This window comes from Hafnia psychrotolerans (genome assembly GCF_014639435.1).
Lineage (GTDB): Bacteria > Pseudomonadota > Gammaproteobacteria > Enterobacterales > Enterobacteriaceae > Ewingella > Ewingella psychrotolerans.
Map to the genome: position 1 here is coordinate 134,369 of NZ_BMFZ01000007.1, position 15,671 is coordinate 150,039.

Below are 15,671 nucleotides of genomic sequence, written 5' to 3' on the forward strand. Positions count from 1 at the left end.
CCCTGTAGTAGAGATGTAGAGTTGTTCTATTGGAATAGGCTATTTTTATTATTAAACCGCCAGATGACCCATTTCCTGAAGGACGGGCATAAGTTTGGTTTTTATTTCATTTTTATCGACTAACCTTTTCAGGTAAATAATGTTGGCTTTTATCGTATAATGCTGGAATTGCGATCTGAAATTTTCCCCCGTGAAGATAATATCTGCACGTGTTGAGGTGGCGCTGGATATATCACAGTGTGACAAGTCAGCTTCGATACCTAAATCTTTTAAGGCCGCTTCTATGCTCATTTCACAGGCAAAGCTGCTGCCCAGACCTGCACCGCATACTGCCAGGATAGATAACTTTTTCATGATGTTCCCTTACGCATTTTGTAGGTGATGATAAAAAGGTCATGTTCATATCTTTTCACTTCACGTCTAAAACTGTCGGATGACTTCTAGCACTTCCTGTTTGTTTTTACTCGATTTTAATTTCTTCGCGGCATCCTCATCGCAAAATAAATGAGAAAGGCTGGCGATCATTTCAATATGTGAATGGCTGTCTATGGCGGCCAGCGCGAAAATAACATACACGGGATCATTATCTTCGCTGCCGAATTCGACGCCTTCAGACACAATCACCAGAGACAGTGCTGTTTTGATCACGCCTTCTTCTGGCCGGGCGTGAGGCATCGCAATGCCTTCACCCAAAACATAATAGGGACCAATTTCCCGGTGCATATCATATATAGCTTGAAGATAGCGGCTTTCTGCTGCACCTGAATCAATTAACGGTTGCACAGCGAATGCCACAGCCTGTTGCCAATTCTCAGTATGATTAATTATGCTAATGTTACTTTCATTAATCCAGTCAGTTAACATATTACCTCTTAACAATAATTGGCGGATTTATTCAGTATCATATTTAAAAATAATAAAAACTGTGATCTATCTATTCCTATTTATCATTGGAATGAAATAATAATGAAAAATATGGCCTAAAATTAATGACATAGAAACTCTGTGGTTACTGAATTAGTGTCAGTAAACCGTTTGAACAGTAACATAATATATCCTTAATATTACGATTATGCTTATTGCTCTTTTAATATATTGTCTATCCATTGCTGGATAATATGAACCTCTACCGGTTGGTCCTGATCGGCATAATAGACAGGTCCGAATTCCATTGGCTGGGCCTTTGCTGCCAGAATTTTTAATTCGGGAATATATTCCGCGCCTAAATGTCCGGGAAGGCGTTGATCCAACCGTGCAGCGTAACGCGTTGCTGCCAGCTCTGCGGATATTTGACACCAGATTTCTACCACCTGAGTCACGCCTGCTTGGGTCAGATAATCCCTGAGAACCTCTTTCGGCTGAAAACCGAACCAGGCATCGACAATAAAGGTACTGCCTTGCGGTGCATCCGCCATGATAGACCAGATAACCTGATAGCTCGCCTGTCCCAGCACGCGGTTAAATGCGCGGTCCACGCCTTCAAGACGCTGAAGGAACGGGTTTTTTATGCCATCGAGCGACAGTTGTAACCAGCCGGTCCGAGTAGAGAGCTCAACGGCGAGGCGACTTTTACCGGAAGCGGGGATCCCGTTGACCAAAATAACCCGCTTACCCGGCTGGCCCGCAGGTTCGACGTTAAAAGCTGCTCTGTTTTCAGACATGTTCCACCTGTTCGAGGTTGTTACGTGCGGGTGCCTGGAAATACTGTTGAATCACCGCCTGAAGCTCATTCAGACGTGGAACGGCCAGCGCCTCCAGCCTGGATTTCGTCGCACTGCGGTCCAGTGAAATACAGTCTTTCCACAGTGAACGTCCGGCGATAACCCCTGATGCGCCTTCGCTCATGGCATCTGCCACTTGTTTGAGGAACGTCGCGTGATCAACACCCGCTGAAAGCACTGCCCACGGCACGTCGCCAGCCAGCGCCGTGATGTCTGCACAGGCCTGTTTTGAGCCAGGATAAGGCAGTTTTAGCACCTTCGCGCCACATTCCAGACAAATTCTCGTGCCACCATAAATCAGTGACGGAATTTTTTCTTTATATTCTTCCTCGGTTTCGTTGTCGAGTTTGTAGGTCAGGAACTCCACCACCAGCAACAGGTCCTCGCGGGCAAAATCTTCCACACATTGACGGAGGATATTTATGTTATGGCGGTTGGCTTCCGGCAGGTCAGCGCGCAGGTAGACCATGATTTTGCCGCCGGTTGCGCCCAGTTCACGCACGCGGCGTGCATCCACATTGGCGACCAGCCGCGACAGACGGTAGCCTTCTGGGGAATTGTCCCAACCCGACGCATCGAGGCCAATCAGCAGAGCGGTATCGCGGGCAATGATGCCGTCGTCCACCAACTGTGGCACGGCGCAGACCGGGTCGACCAGCACACAGGAAGCTTTGCTGGCCAGATACTGCGTGATGTCGGCTTTGATCTGACCAAGTGCGTGTTCGGAAATGGCGGCTTGCTGTTGCGGGTCATTAGATAGCAGGCTGCGCATGGCACCGCGCTGATCGCAGGCGATCACCAGCATCGCGCCGTTTTTACCACAAATCTGCTGATAACTGCGAAGCTCTGACGTTGACATTTTTGACATGGAACTCTCCTTAGCGTGAAATTTATTACAGATGAAAAAATCTCGATTACACTGGGTGTTCTGTCGTTACCCTCCTGATGAAAAGGAGGCTAAAACCGTGAAAAGCGCCGGTTTACAAGGGATTCAGCCCTGTGAGAGACATTGCGTTTGCCGAGCTGTTGCGCAATAATTCCTCAATCGACGATTTGAGTGTAATTCATTACTGAAAGGAATTTCAAGCTGAAAGAGCCAATTTTGCAAGATATTGCAGCAACCCGTGCCATGATGCACATGGTGGCCAAGCTGCATTACGAGTCTGACATGTCGCAAGTGGAGATCGCCCGCAAGCTGGATGTCTCGACGGCAACCATCTCCCGGTTGTTGAATAAAGCCCGCGCGGCGGGCATTGTGCGCATTGAAGTCATCGGTTTATCGTCACCGGAAAACATGACCGCCGACCTCATTGCGCGTCTCGGGCTGAAGACGGCCTATGTGATTGATGCGCCGCCCAACAATGTGCTGGGTTCCCTCGCCGCGCCGTTGGCATCGATACTTTCGCAGGCAGATTTAGGTGCGGGCTCAGTGCTCGGTATTGGCTGGGGCAGGGCGATTCGGGAAGTCACACTAACCGGAATGCCACGGTTGCCGGGCATTCTGACTGTGGCACTGAACGGCGGTATGCAGCAGGCAGCACCGCACTTTCAGATCACTGAATTCGTACGCCGAGCGGCTGAACAGATGGAAGGCACGCCCTATTTTCTGCATGCGCCCTATATTTCTTCGACAGAACTTCGGGATGCGTTTCTCAGCGACGCCAGCGTACAGGGAATTATTTCCCTGTGGGACAAGCTGGACGTGGCTATCGTCGGTATTGGTCTGACACATGCGCCGAAACCGAGTGAATCCAGTACCGCGACAGCCGGTGAGCAGGCGCTAAGCCACGCTGCGGGAGATGTTCTGCGCCATTACGTCACTGAGTCGGGAGAGATCCTGCATTGGGAAGGCGAAGAGCGGATGATTGCGGCCTCGGTCGATCAGCTGCGCTGCACGCCGCTGACCATTGGCGTGGCAGCGACGCCCGAAAAGGCCGCAGGGATCATTGGTGCAGTGCGATCGGGGATGATCAACGCGTTGGTGACCGACGTTAATACCGCGCAAGCCATTCTGGACCGGTTGCCGGTGAATTAAGCCGCTGCATAATCATCCCGCTGCTCACTGTTAGGGCGGGATGATCATCTGTTTTCACTCTGTTTCTCCATTGTCTTCCAGGCGGTTCGGGGGCGATGTCTCGATGAAGCGTCACATAGGCTTCATAAAAAGTTCATTCAATCTCGCTACGTTATGCGCATGAAGCATTGCAGAGATGCACTGATAGGCGCAGTGACCCTCATTACGTCACTGCCATTGCGGCTACTTTCCTGATTTTCCAGCGTCAGTTTGTTCAATCCTTCATGTGTGCTGGCATTCGCTAGCAGGAGTAACCCGATGACGTTTCTACCTGAAAATTCCGCGCTGTCACTGTCACAACAACAGGCGCTGGGTAAGGTCAGTACGCTCTATCAGCCGCCTGAAATCCGCTCACCGTCACCGGCGTGCACCACGCTGCGCTTTGGTTTGATTGCCGATCCGCAATATGCCGACGCGCCGCCAGATCTGGAAAACAACCGTTATTATCGGCACAGCCTGAGAAAGCTTTCTGCTGCCATCGCTGAGCTGAATGCGTTGCCGCTGGAATTTGTGGTCACTCTGGGGGATCTGGTTGATCGCGACTGGTCAAGTTACGAGCAGTTACTGCCGCTGTATGATGAATTGCACCATCCGCATGCTGCATTGATTGGCAATCATGATGCACAGGTGATTTCCGATCATCTCGGGTCGCAATCTCCGGCTCTCGGGTTGCCCAAAAGTTATTATCAATTCACAGTGCCGGGTTACCGCTTTATGGTTCTGGATGGCAATGATGTGAGCTTGTATTGCAACCATGCCAACGGCGACGATCGCCAGTTAGCAGAGTTCATGCTGGAAGATTTGATTGAATGCCAGCAATCGCAGGCACAGTCCTGGAACGGCGCAATCGGGGCGCAGCAGTTGGTCTGGATTGAGCAAAATTTACAACAGGCCAAACGGCTGGGCGAAACGGTGATTGTCTTCGGCCATTATCCGCTCACCCCTATCAACAGCCATAACTTGTGGAACTGTGAAACGCTTTTGGAACTGCTTTGTGAGTATCAGGTGCGGGCTTATTTTGCCGGCCATGACCACCGTGGTGGCTATGCCCGCATCGGCAGCACTGACTTTATCACGCTGAAAGGCATGCTCGATGGTGCCGACAGTCTGCCCTTTGCCACGGTTGAGTTGCAAAAGGGGGAGATAACGATTCATGGGTATGGGACTGAAATCAGCCGGGTACTGCCTGTCATTGGCACTGATTGAAAAAGAGGGGCTCACCACCGGCACTCATCGACTAGGATTAACACTGGTTAATGATCTGTTTTGAGTTCGGGAGAGAGTATGACAATCGAATATGCCATTTTTGGCGGTGGGTGCTTCTGGTGTACTGAAGCGGTGTTCAAAGATGTGATTGGCGTGGAGACAGTAGAAAGCGTCTACACCGGTGGGCGCAGGCCAAACCCAACTTACGAGCAGGTATGCGCCGGTGTGACCGGTCACGCAGAAGCGATCCGCGTCGGGTTCGACCCGGCGAAACTGAGTTACGGCGATCTGCTGGATATCCACTTTGTCACCCATGATCCGACCCAGCTTAATCGTCAGGGTAATGACGTCGGTACACAATATCGTTCGGTGATTTTCCCGGCCAACGCCGGGCAACATGCTGAAGCCGAAGCCGCTATCCTGCGTGCGCAGGCGGATCAAAACCAGCCGATAGTGACCACCATCGAGCCGCTGGGCGAGGTGTACGTGGCAGAAGATTATCACCAGAACTACTGGGACGGTGCCGGTCAGCGTAATGGTTACTGCATGGCAGTCATTCCGCCAAAGCTCCAAAAGCTGCGCAAAAGTTATGCCGATCGGATGAAGTCCCTGAGTGCTGGTGGCTAACCGCAGGCACGGATATATCTGGCGAAAGTGGGAAGGTTTATCACTCGCGGTAAATGCCCTGCTCAGCGTCAAACTCCGCATTGCATGACCTCAGTTCGGTGGCGGCGCGGTGGCCTTTCGCCTGCGTGTCGGCACCGGCAACACTCACCTTTATCATCTTCTTTTGTGAAGTCAGGTACGGCTATTATTTGTTGAAAAAAGCCACAAGGTGCCTTTGCTGATTGATGACCAAATTGACGAGGGGATTCACGACATTCGCCGTAAAAGGTATGGTCTGCGGGAGATCTGTGATGCGGTGGTAACAATATTCGTGATTAGCGACATGGCTATTTAATACTTATTTATCTAAAAATCTTTTCTGTATATAGGCAGATAAATATTTGCTTAATTTTTTAACACCGATAAAACCAATAATCCCCCCAATGCCAACTGTCGTGCTTTTGGGTACGCCGAAATAAACCATGATGGATGCGGCTGTTAATGTCAGCGCACCACAAAGTAAACTTTCAAAAATAATGTCTGCCCGCCGGTGCCCTGAATATAATGTTCTGAGAGAAGCGATTAACATGGACATTAAAACCCCACTAATCGCGGTATCGCCACGCCACAATGATTTTAATAAATCGGTAAATGATGCGTAATCAAAGTTCAAAGTATAACCTTAATAGAATAATACAAGCATGATTGAGGTAAACGTATGCCCGTCAATGAATCAGATTTCCTCCCGCAAAGAGGATATGCGGGAGGATTGGCATGAAAAATTTAATTCAGAATGATATTTTTCATCGGTGGAATATAGCCATAGTCAAAGACGCGTTGTACGTAAGAGCGATCACCCGTCAATACTATTTTCACGGTAGGCGCTTCGGTTCCACCGATTCTATAACCCCCATCGCTGGTAGGAACGTTATCAATGAATGAGGTGACCAGACCATTGGGCATGACACAGTGTGAGTAAGTCTGGAAAGGTTGTGATGGCGGATTACCCAGAACCAAGCCGGAACCGTTCATTGGTGAGTAGGGACCGGTAAGATTATCACCGAAGAAACCATACACGCCGTCAGGGCCAGTAAGTCCATCCGCATAAGTGTATTTATGGCTGATGGTGAACAGATAGTATTTCCCATCCTGGAAAACGAAGTGAGGGCGCTCAGTCTGGTCATTCACCCCGACAGCAGTCACCAGCGGCGGTAAAATATCCCATTCATCACCTGAGAGGTCTTTAGCCACGGCCATGCCAATACAGCCTATCTTGGTGTTAGCATTGCCAATGTCTTGATGGCCAGGGGGAACGACCCCCATCTCTTTCTTAGTGATAACATGGGAGCCCGCATCACCCGCGACATTGCCCTCAAATAGCATATAGAGTTTGCCATCAATCGGGTCGATGAACGGACTAGGATCTCTAAAGTTCCAGTAAGGGTTTTGACTTTCGGTTTGATAAATAACGCCATCAGCGGAAAATAGGGATTTAACTTCATTAAAATCGCTTAACGTAACACCGTCATCTGAAGTTTGAATTTTACCTTTTACTTTCGCAATGGTTGCACCTGGTGTCACACAGGTGTAATAGAGGTCAATGTCACCGTCATCGTTGAGTAAAATAGGTGTGCCTGCCCATTCACGGGTGGTCGGAGATACGCCTTCCGCCATAACGCGTCCACCAAAAATCCAATCTTTACCCGTGCGGGAGTACCAGAAACAAATTTTTGCGCGACCATGGCGATCAGTCCAGTCACTTGTAATATCATAATTACCTTCTGCATCCAGGTACTCTGAGTTATTAGTATTACGTTGAGCGGTTAATGTGAAAATAACTGACCATCCATCGACAGAGACAATTGTCCCATCGAATGTTCTTAGTGGCATGGTGTCCCAAATAAATACATCTTCGCTCATGACGGGAAAGTCAGCGCTGACAAGAGGTTGAGTGGTGGTTGGGTCATTCTCATTGACCTTTAAAGCATCAGCACGTGTCCAGATAGTTGGCGTGTAATTTAAGTTAGTCATAAGTATCCTTTGATTACGAGTTAATAGTGGGTGACTTATTAAGTCGAGTTAATACTTGCATGATTAATTTTGAAGTTCATCCGCTTATTGTTGTGTGGTGATTCTGACATTATTTTTATGCTTTTTATAAAAGCGAATCCACGCTTTATTATTTGATTTATATAAACTTAATCTCTATATTAACTTATTGTTAAGTTATATGATCAGGAAACAATTTATAATATTTTTTAAGAATCAGACTATTTAACTCTGTTATTTTTAACAAGAATGCCTGGGTTTATTTATGTAGCAGGCTTCATTATTTGGCGATTTAAAAAAATAACCGATTCGCCAAATAAAATGAAACCGCGTTTCACAGGGAAGGCGTGTCAGATGCTCTCAGGCAAGGCAATATCAAAATTTCACCCCTATTTGAGCTTTTATCAGCCACATTCCCCAATACACTTTTAGTTCGGGAAGCGTGACATACATCTGACGAAAATCGCACTCCGGCAGTGGATAATGACTTTTTTTAAAGGTTTTATTAAAGAAGCCTCGAAAGTAATACATTAATGCCTGTTTAATTTGTTGTGTCACTGGTTATACATCTTTAAATTATATTAATTTTAAGGGAAATAATGGATGGTGACCGCACAACTTGATGAACGGGATGATGCTATGTCAAGGGGCTTTAAAAAGAGGGAGTACCCTTTTAATCTACTTTTAGATACTTCTCTGCATGAGTCAAATACACGAGATAATATTGATGAATTAGGTGACAAACCCCCTTTTTTTCATACGCTTATTTTACTTTTAATGTTAGGGGTTACCTATGATGCGTTGCCCGCTTTGTAATCATTCAGCACATATACGAACCAGCAGATACCTTTCTCAACAAACAAAAGAATCGTATTATCAATGCCAAAACATTGATTGTTCATGCACCTTTAAAACAATTGAAACAGTATCTAAAATTCTTTGCAGGCCAATGGAGGAAAAATCAGAGGTGGATAAGCGCATACGCATCAATTAAGATTAATCCTATGTGAAGTTAACACTAACGCAAACCTGCTAATTTAGTTCAGCTGGAATGTTTCATCATGGTCATTTTTATCTCAAGGTAAACGCTGGAATGGGAGGGCATTCTAATTTCATCGATGGGGTACGTATGTATTTACCGTGACACATCAAAAGACACTTATTCTTTTTTAAGTCTACATATGTTTATTTGATCTTGATTTTTTTTGGTTATGTTTATAAAAAACTGCCAAATCTTTTTAGTCGATAATAGATGGAGGGTTTTAATTTACTTATGTGATATATGAAATCCCCTCTTCGCTATAAATAGCAAAAACAGGCTGTAGATCGCTCTGACGGTCTTCAGTCTGCCAGATCGTTTTTCATATTTTGAAACAGGTACTGTGCCTCAGACATTCTCACCGCATGGTCGCCACATCGTTACACGCGATGAGTTCCTGGGAGCTGATGAGGATCTTAGATAAGGTCACCCAGCGCGTCGCCTTCCGTCACTATTATGCTAAATTAGCCGCCAAACTCCGCGCATCTCCCGAGGCACTATGATCACTCCGCTAAACCATACAACCCGTGAAATGAAGATCAACAATGTGGTGCTGGCTATCCATGCATTGAAATCACTGGGTTCTGCGACGAAAGCTGAGCTGGCGAGCGAGACAGGACTGAGCATTGCGACCTGCGGAGCTGTGCTGAATGAGCTGAGCCAGAGCGGCGAAGTGCTGGTGTTGGAACGGGATGTTTCGCGCGGTGGGCGGCCTGCGCAGCGGTATGCCTATAATCCGGATTATTTCTCGGTGCTGAGTTTGTATGCACAGGGCAGTGATGCCGCGGCGCAAATTATCTGGACGGTGAGTTCGGCGACTGGCGGGAGTCTGGCGCAAGGAGAGGTACGGTTTATGCCGCTGAATCTGGACACGTTTTATCAGCTGATTGCCCGCGTGCTTGCGGAATATCCAAATATCAGAGCGCTGGGGGTTGGGCTGCCCGGTGTGGTGGTGAAAGGTCGCGTCGCGACCTGCGATATCAGCGCCTTTAGCGGTGTGCCGGTGGAAAAAATATTGCGGGAGCGTTTCGGTATTTATGTGCAGGTAGATAACGACATGAACTATACCGCTTACGGATTTTATCGCAGCAGCTGTGCGGGCATCACCGCGCCGGTCGCCTATATATTCAAGCCGGAAGTGCCTTGCCTTGGTTGTGGGATGGTGATTAACGGACAGGTACTGCATGGTGCCAGCCAGTTTGCCGGTGAAGTGTCCAATCTGCCATTCGTCGATATGCATAAGCTCCCGGTGGCCGATGAAATGGCGAAAGTGATTGTCTCGCTGGCCGCTATTATTAACCCGGTGACCATCGCACTTTCCGGCCCGAAAATCAGTGAAGCCTTGATCCCAGCACTGATCGAACGCTGCCATCAGCATATCCCCGCGCAACATATGCCAGCGCTGACCTACCGGGCATCGATGCGTCAGGATTATCTACAAGGCATCACCGAACTCACCTTAAATCACTACAATCGACACGTCGCTTTTGGCATCTAATCTTTATTCTGCCGTCGCTTTTCATTACTGAATCTACAGCAGCTGACTGCTGCGGACATTGACTTTTTTTCTTTTTCGTCAATATACTCAGCACTTATTAAATGTCTTTTAATAACTAATCTGCCTGTCGAGGAGTCCCTATTGTCACTGTCATCTGAAATAGAAAATACGACGGCGCACGTTGCGAGCCCAGTCAAACGCGTTGCCACACGGGCGATCTTTTTTGTCACCGGTATGGCGATGGGCTTGTGGGCGGCGCTGGTGCCTTATGCGCAGTTACGTACGCATTCAGAAGCCGGAGACCTTGGCCTGTTATTGCTGTGTCTTGGGGCGGGTTCGTTACTGTCGATGCTCGGCTCAGGACGGCTCATCGGCCGGTTTGGTTGTCGTGCGGTGATCATCGCCTCGGTGGTGTTGTATTGTCTGATGTTGCCGCTTTTGGCCACGTTCAGTGACATCTGGCTGTTGGCGCTGACGCTGTTTATCTTCGGGATGGGCATTGGTCTGGCGGATGTGGCGGTGAACGTACAGGGGACGTTGGTTGAACAGGCGAGTGATAAACCGCTGATGTCCGGTTTTCACTGTCTTTGGAGCGTCGGTTGTATCGCAGGAGCTGGTGGCGGTGCGTTGCTGCTGAGTGCCGGCATCACACCGCAGGGCAGCACGTGGTTCACCATCGCGCTGGTGGCGATCATCACGGTTTATTCATACCGTGGATTGCTGCCATTTGGCGCGCATGAAGAAGAAGAGCCGGTTGAGGGGAAAACCAAAGCCCGGCCAAACTTCCGGTTGATGCTCATGTCGGTCATGGCGATGATCTGTTTTATGGCCGAAGGCGCGGTGCTCGATTGGGGCGGCGTTTTCCTGACGCGCGAACGTGGACTGGCGTTGGAACATGCGGGCTGGGGTTTTGCGGTGTTTGCCATTGCGATGTCACTGATGCGCATGACCGGTGATGCGATCGTTAGTACGCTGGGCCGCAAGCGGGTGTTAGTTGTCGGTGGCATGCTCGGTATTGCTGGTTATTTGATGGTGGTGTTGTTACCTGGCTGGATCTTCCCGTTGTGCGGCTTTGCGCTGGTCGGTATCGGCGCGGCGAATATCGTGCCGGTGCTGATCACGCTGGCTGGACAGGAAAAAGTGATGCCGGTGAATATGTCCGTTGCCCTGGTAGCGACGCTTGGCTATCTCGGTGTGCTCGGCGGTCCGGCGTTGATCGGCTTTATTGCCCATCTTTCTAACCTGTACGTCGGGTTCTCCGCCGTCGCTGCCGCGTTTCTGGTTATTCTGTTCGGCGCATATCAATTAAAGTATCAATGATTTTTGAATGGCCTATTTTTGCTCCCTCGCTGGGATGCTGATGGCCGTTAGTTTCTTCCGATTAGCGCCTCAAAAGTTATTTTTATGTGACACACGAAACCATGAGCGTTTTAGATTCATAAAAGACCGCAGAAAATTCTGCAGTCTTTTATTCTGCGTCAAACGGGCATCAGACGGTACCGGTACCGCCGTCTGAGCACCAAACCTGACCGGAAGAGTAACTGGTTTCAGATGAGGCGAAAGTCACATACAGAGAAGCAATCTCAGCAGGCTGGCCGGGACGCCCCAACGGTGCTTGTTCGCCAAATTTCTCGACTTTTTCCTGCGGCTGGCCTCCTGACGTCTGTAATACAGTCCAGTATGGGCCAGGCGCTACCGCATTGACACGAATGCCGTCTGCCGCAAGCTGCTTAGCGAGACTTTTGGTAAAGGCTACGATGGATGCTTTTGTCTGAGCATAATCAAGCAGATTATCACTTGGCTGGAAAGCCTGAACCGAGCTGGTGTTGATGATGGAACTGCCGCGGGGTAGATATTCCAACGCAGCTTTGGTTATCCAGAACATCGCGTACACATTGGTTTTGAACGTGGCGTCAAAGGCTTCAGTGGTGAGGTTTTTAATCGAGTCACAGAATTGCTGACGACCGGCATTATTGACCAGCAGATCTAACCCACCGAGCTGTTCTGCAGCATCATGAACCAGTTTTTGACAGAACTTTTCGTTCCGAATATCTCCCGGCAGGGCGATGATTTTTCGCCCTTCACTACGCAGGAGATCGACAACTTCTTTTGCATCCGGCTCTTCTTCTGGCAAGTAGTTAATAACAACCGCTGCACCTTCCCTTGCAAACGCAATCGCTACTGCACGGCCAATTCCTGAGTCGCCACCGGTAATGAGTGCCTTGCGCCCTTCCAGTCGGGAACTGCCTTTATAGGAGGTTTCACCATGATCAGGGACAGGTTTCATTTTTCCAGCTAACCCCGGGAACGGTTGCCTCTGCTTTTCAAAAGGCGGGTAAGGGAAGGATTCCACATGTGGCTGATTGAGGGATGCGGGAATTAAAGTCTTACTATTCATCTTTATTCCTTATATGAAGCTGAATCAACCATAAAGGTAGAACAAAATATCCTGACTATGAAAATTCACGGATTTTTCTGAATAAGACATTTATGACTGCCATTTATCATCTTATTACTTCCCTCAAGCTGATGATGGTTCCAATTTCATTTAAAATATACGAATCGCTTATCATCACCAGAGGCTTTTCATATGTTAGAAAAAATGGAAAACTATCGGGTTAGAAAATATAAATAAACTCACGATATATCCATGCGTTTCATGAACTATACAGCGTAAACTATTCATATGGTTAAAATATAAGTTACGCTTTATAACGTCACTTTTTGTCATATATGGATGACTATTAGATAAGATGACATTAGACGCGAAGGAATTATGACGTTACGCCATAAAAACAGCAATAATCGATAAATTTGTAATATCTCAAATATAGTATATACTACATAAATTAGTATAACTACTATGATGTTGTAGCCTAGTGTCATCTTATTACGCTAAGATGAAATTTTTATTGCAGTGTAAGCGAAAAGATATTCCTCTAATAATAAGTCCTCTTACCCTCATCTTTCGCTGCATGATTATATTTTCAGTTGCCTGATTTACTGATAAGGCATCAAACACTTTTCATGCGGTCACAATCCAGCCACCTCACTTGGTGCGCCCTCCATGGGCTGCGATGGCAGATCGCGTGACATGAAAGAGGCAGGAGAATCATTTTGACTAGCAATACCCGCGTAAGTACCAAAGCAGAACCGCCGCTCCCCGCGGTGGATGATGGGCTTTACGCCTTCTTTTTTGATGTCGATGGCACGTTGGCAGAGATACGCTCAGAACCTGATGCCGTCACTATCCCTGCGGCTGTCCGTGACAACTTGCAGGCACTGTCAACCGCCTGTAACGGGGCGTTAGCATTGGTTTCTGGCCGCCCGATCCAACAACTTGATAAACTGACTGAACCCCTAAAACTACCGATGGCGGGCGTTCATGGCGCAGAGCTGCGTGATGGGGACGGCAACCTCCAATGTGTCACGCTGCCAGCAGAAGTCGCCGTACCCTTGCAACAGATGCTAGACAAAGGAATGGCCTCCATGCCTGGCACATTGTTGGAAGGAAAGGGTATGGCTTTTGCGTTGCACTACCGGCAGGCGATGTCATTTCAGCAGCAGGTATTGGAATTAGCACAAGCCGCTGTGGCTCAGTTTCCGCAGCTCACATTACAGCCAGGTAAGTGCGTGGTTGAAATAAAACCGCAGGGCAAAGACAAAGGCGCAGCGATTAACACGTTTATGCAAACTCCTCCTTTTGCCGGTCGCATTCCTGTTTTTATTGGCGATGATTTAACGGATGAACAAGGATTTCTGGCTGTGAACGCCATGAACGGTATTTCTGTGAAAGTTGGAGAAGGTTCCGGCCATGCTCAGTACCACCTCAAACAGGTCGCAGATGTGCATCATTGGCTTGAACAGTTGTTATTACAAACTCGTGTTGAGAAAGGGATAAACTTATGAGCCGCTTGGTGGTTGTATCAAACCGTATTGCTATTCCGAACAACGCCAAGCAGAGCGCTGGTGGACTAGCCGTAGGCATTATGGATGCGCTGAAAAATACCTCGGGACTCTGGTTTGGCTGGAATGGTGAGATCAGTGAAATATCCGATGAAGACGAAGATGACGACTTAGATATGGTGGAAAAAGATGGCATTACATATGCCTCAGTTCCTCTTAATCAAAACGATTATGACCTGTATTACTGCCAATTTTCCAACGCCGTCCTGTGGCCAGCATTTCATTACCGTATCGATCTGGTCGATTTTCAGCGTGAAGCCTGGGAAGGGTATTGTCGGGTCAATGAACTGCTGGCCAAAAGGCTACAGTCGCTTATTAAGCCAGACGATATTTTGTGGATCCATGACTATCATTTACTCCCTTTTGCTGCCGCATTACGAAAATTAGGCGTAAATAACCGTATCGGGCTCTTCCTGCATATTCCCTTCCCGACGCCCGAAATTTTTAGCGCCGTACCGACACATGAACAACTGTTAGAAATGCTCTGTGAATATGATTCGCTTGGCTTCCAGACGGAGAGCGATCGGACTGCCTTTCTCGATAATCTTGCTCAAATTACTCCGCTCGAGCAAAAGGGCGATCGACTCCATCATGCTTTCGGTCAGCGCTTTATGACAGGTGTCTACCCGATAAGCATCGCGCCTGACAGTATTAAAGAGATGGCAGAAGGACCCTTGTCGCCAAAAATGGTGGTGATGAAGGAAGAGCTGGGCGATGCGAAAAATATTATTTCCTGCGAACGGCTGGATTACACCAAAGGGCTACCGGAGCGTTTTCTCGCCTTTGAAGCACTGTTGGAGAATTATCCACAGCATCGGGGCGGTAAGGTGCGTTATTCGCAAATTGCTCCAACCTCACGTGGCGACGTGCAAGCTTATCAAGATCTGCGCCACCAGTTGGAAATGGAAGTGGGACGGATTAACGGTAAATACGGCAGCATGAATAGAACGCCGCTGTTTTACCTCAATCAGAATTTCGAACGCCGTTTACTGATGAAAATATTCCGGCTGACGGATGTCGGATTGGTTACGCCGCTGCGAGATGGTATGAATCTGGTGGCGAAAGAGTATGTGGCAGCACAGGATCCGGAAGATCCGGGCGTGCTCGTGCTATCACGTTTTGCGGGGGCGGCCAATGAGCTGACCTCTGCGCTGATCGTTAACCCTTATGATCGTGATGAAGTGGCGGCGGCGCTGAACCAGGCACTGAATATGCCACTTGCCGAGCGACTGTCGCGCTATAACGATATGATGGACGTGCTGCACAAGAATGATATCGCTCATTGGGGGGAGCATTATTTAAAAGACCTTGAGGCGATGACACCACGCAGCAGTAAGCAAAAGACTATCGTTGACGAGTCCAATTCCTGACGCGCCTTATTGAGGCTGCATTGCGCATGATCTCCTCTTCCTCTGGCCCCGCTCGTCGGGGCTATTCACAAATCGTTGCAAATGAAACCGGTTCCGTTTCAGCGTTACCCTTTTGTCTAAATATTTCTCTTTCCCATTTTAA

The 15,671-nt window shown here is 48.2% G+C and carries 16 protein-coding genes; 9 read left to right on the forward strand and 7 right to left on the reverse strand.

Going from position 1 to position 15,671, the window contains the following annotated elements; all coding sequences use genetic code 11:
• Nucleotides 1-51: 51 nt before the first annotated feature.
• The 4 genes from IEV89_RS13880 to IEV89_RS13895 form a co-directional block, all read right to left on the reverse strand.
• Nucleotides 52-354: a PTS sugar transporter subunit IIB gene (locus IEV89_RS13880; RefSeq protein ID WP_188474121.1), complete on the reverse strand. Its 303-nt coding sequence runs from the start codon at nt 352-354 to the stop codon at nt 52-54.
• Between the two features lie 66 nt (nt 355-420).
• Entirely contained in the window at nt 421-864 is a 444-nt protein-coding gene (locus IEV89_RS13885) for a PTS sugar transporter subunit IIA (RefSeq protein ID WP_188474122.1), read from the reverse strand.
• A gap of 212 nt (nt 865-1,076) precedes the next feature.
• Entirely contained in the window at nt 1,077-1,661 is a 585-nt protein-coding gene (locus IEV89_RS13890; RefSeq protein ID WP_188474123.1) for a P-loop nucleotide/nucleoside kinase family protein, read from the reverse strand.
• Nucleotides 1,654-2,589 carry a tagatose-bisphosphate aldolase gene (locus IEV89_RS13895; RefSeq protein ID WP_188474124.1) on the reverse strand — a complete coding sequence of 312 codons (936 nt, stop codon included), beginning with the start codon at nt 2,587-2,589 and terminating at the stop codon, nt 1,654-1,656. Before IEV89_RS13895 ends, IEV89_RS13890 begins: the two co-directional genes overlap by 8 nt.
• Nucleotides 2,590-2,823: 234 nt before the next feature.
• Between IEV89_RS13895 and IEV89_RS13900 the strand changes: the two genes are divergently transcribed.
• The 3 genes from IEV89_RS13900 to msrA all read left to right on the forward strand — a co-directional run bounded on the left by IEV89_RS13900 (nt 2,824) and on the right by msrA (nt 5,628).
• The gene (locus IEV89_RS13900; RefSeq protein WP_229746483.1) at nt 2,824-3,756 is read left to right on the forward strand and encodes a sugar-binding transcriptional regulator; all 933 of its coding nucleotides are present in this window, start codon (nt 2,824-2,826) and stop codon (nt 3,754-3,756) included.
• Nucleotides 3,757-4,053: 297 nt separating this feature from the next.
• Entirely contained in the window at nt 4,054-5,001 is a 948-nt protein-coding gene (locus IEV89_RS13905; protein ID WP_188474125.1) for a metallophosphoesterase, read from the forward strand.
• A 78-nt stretch (nt 5,002-5,079) separates the two neighbouring features.
• Nucleotides 5,080-5,628, forward strand: coding sequence for a peptide-methionine (S)-S-oxide reductase MsrA (gene msrA / locus IEV89_RS13910; RefSeq protein ID WP_188474126.1), 549 nt, complete (start codon nt 5,080-5,082; stop codon nt 5,626-5,628).
• A 337-nt stretch (nt 5,629-5,965) separates the two neighbouring features.
• Here msrA and IEV89_RS13915 read toward each other — a convergent pair whose 3' ends face one another.
• The gene (locus IEV89_RS13915) at nt 5,966-6,280 is read right to left on the reverse strand and encodes a phage holin, lambda family (protein ID WP_188474127.1); all 315 of its coding nucleotides are present in this window, start codon (nt 6,278-6,280) and stop codon (nt 5,966-5,968) included.
• 110 nt (nt 6,281-6,390) lie between these two features.
• Complete coding sequence (locus IEV89_RS13920) at nt 6,391-7,638, reverse strand: glycoside hydrolase family 68 protein (protein WP_188474128.1); 1,248 nt, start codon at nt 7,636-7,638, stop codon at nt 6,391-6,393.
• A 621-nt stretch (nt 7,639-8,259) separates the two neighbouring features.
• Here IEV89_RS13920 and IEV89_RS13925 point away from each other — a divergent pair.
• From IEV89_RS13925 to IEV89_RS13940, 4 genes are all read left to right on the forward strand, one after another.
• Nucleotides 8,260-8,472 carry a hypothetical protein gene (locus IEV89_RS13925; RefSeq protein ID WP_188474129.1) on the forward strand — a complete coding sequence of 71 codons (213 nt, stop codon included), beginning with the start codon at nt 8,260-8,262 and terminating at the stop codon, nt 8,470-8,472.
• Nucleotides 8,450-8,650, forward strand: coding sequence for an ogr/Delta-like zinc finger family protein (locus IEV89_RS13930; protein ID WP_188474130.1), 201 nt, complete (start codon nt 8,450-8,452; stop codon nt 8,648-8,650). The genes IEV89_RS13925 and IEV89_RS13930 overlap by 23 nt, the downstream gene beginning before the upstream one ends.
• A 544-nt stretch (nt 8,651-9,194) precedes the next feature.
• A complete protein-coding gene (locus tag IEV89_RS13935; RefSeq protein WP_188474131.1) occupies nt 9,195-10,193 on the forward strand; it encodes an ROK family transcriptional regulator in 999 nt (332 codons plus the stop codon).
• Nucleotides 10,194-10,334: 141 nt separating this feature from the next.
• Nucleotides 10,335-11,513 (forward strand): MFS transporter, encoded by a 1,179-nt coding sequence (locus IEV89_RS13940; protein WP_188474132.1) that lies wholly within the window; start codon nt 10,335-10,337, stop codon nt 11,511-11,513.
• Nucleotides 11,514-11,682: 169 nt separating this feature from the next.
• Here the strand turns inward: IEV89_RS13940 and IEV89_RS13945 are convergent, their stop codons facing one another.
• Nucleotides 11,683-12,591, reverse strand: coding sequence for an SDR family oxidoreductase (locus tag IEV89_RS13945; RefSeq protein WP_188474133.1), 909 nt, complete (start codon nt 12,589-12,591; stop codon nt 11,683-11,685).
• Nucleotides 12,592-13,307: 716 nt separating this feature from the next.
• Between IEV89_RS13945 and otsB the strand changes: the two genes are divergently transcribed.
• Both otsB and otsA read left to right on the forward strand, forming a co-directional pair.
• On the forward strand, nt 13,308-14,102 hold the full coding sequence (gene otsB, locus IEV89_RS13950; protein ID WP_373283392.1) for a trehalose-phosphatase: 795 nt from the start codon (nt 13,308-13,310) through the stop codon (nt 14,100-14,102).
• The gene (otsA, locus tag IEV89_RS13955) at nt 14,099-15,529 is read left to right on the forward strand and encodes an alpha,alpha-trehalose-phosphate synthase (RefSeq protein WP_188474135.1); all 1,431 of its coding nucleotides are present in this window, start codon (nt 14,099-14,101) and stop codon (nt 15,527-15,529) included. The genes otsB and otsA overlap by 4 nt, the downstream gene beginning before the upstream one ends.
• The last annotated feature ends 142 nt before the right edge of the window (nt 15,530-15,671 follow it).